The following is a 788-nucleotide window of genomic DNA, read 5'->3' on the forward strand; positions in this document are numbered from 1 at the left end:
AACACTACCGTTACGGGCACCTATGGTGAGCTAGCATTGGTGGATGGGCAGTGGACGTATACGCTGGACCAAAGCCAGGTTCAACAGCTGGACGAGGGTGATCAGGTGCAAGACACCATCACCCTGACGGCAACCGATGGCACCCAACAAAACATCGTGATTGATATTACGGGCACCGAAGATGCGCCCGTCGTGACGGGCACGTTTACGGGGTCGGTGACCGAAGGCAATCTCGGTGATGTTGCGACCGCAACAGGCACCATCACCATCTCTGATGTTGACAATGGCGATGAGCCAGTGTTCAGCAACACTACCGTTACGGGCACCTATGGTGAGCTAGCATTGGTGGATGGGCAGTGGACGTATACGCTGGACCAAAGCCAGGTTCAACAGCTGGACGAGGGTGATCAGGTGCAAGACACCATCACCCTGACGGCAACCGATGGCACCCAACAAAACATCGTGATTGATATTACGGGCACCGAAGATGCGCCCGTCGTGACGGGCACGTTTACCGGTAAGGTGACCGAAGGCAATCTCGGTGATGTTGCGACCGCAACAGGCACCATTGCTATTACTGATGTTGATAATGGCGACGATCCGATTTTTGCAAACACTACCGTTACGGGCACCTATGGTGAGCTAGCATTGGTGGATGGGCAGTGGACGTATACGCTGGACCAAAGCCAGGTTCAACAGCTGGACGAGGGTGATCAGGTGCAAGACACCATCACCCTGACGGCAACCGATGGCACCCAACAAAACATCGTGATTGATATTACGGGCAC

Annotated in this window: 1 protein-coding gene; it reads left to right on the forward strand. The window is 54.6% G+C overall.

The window, feature by feature from the left end; translation table 11 throughout:
- Positions 1–788: VCBS domain-containing protein (locus R7M92_RS24995; protein WP_318134578.1), on the forward strand; the 788-nt coding region annotated here is incomplete at both ends.

It is taken from the genome of Vibrio sp. Vb2880, assembly GCF_033337975.1.
Taxonomy (GTDB): domain Bacteria; phylum Pseudomonadota; class Gammaproteobacteria; order Enterobacterales; family Vibrionaceae; genus Vibrio; species Vibrio alginolyticus.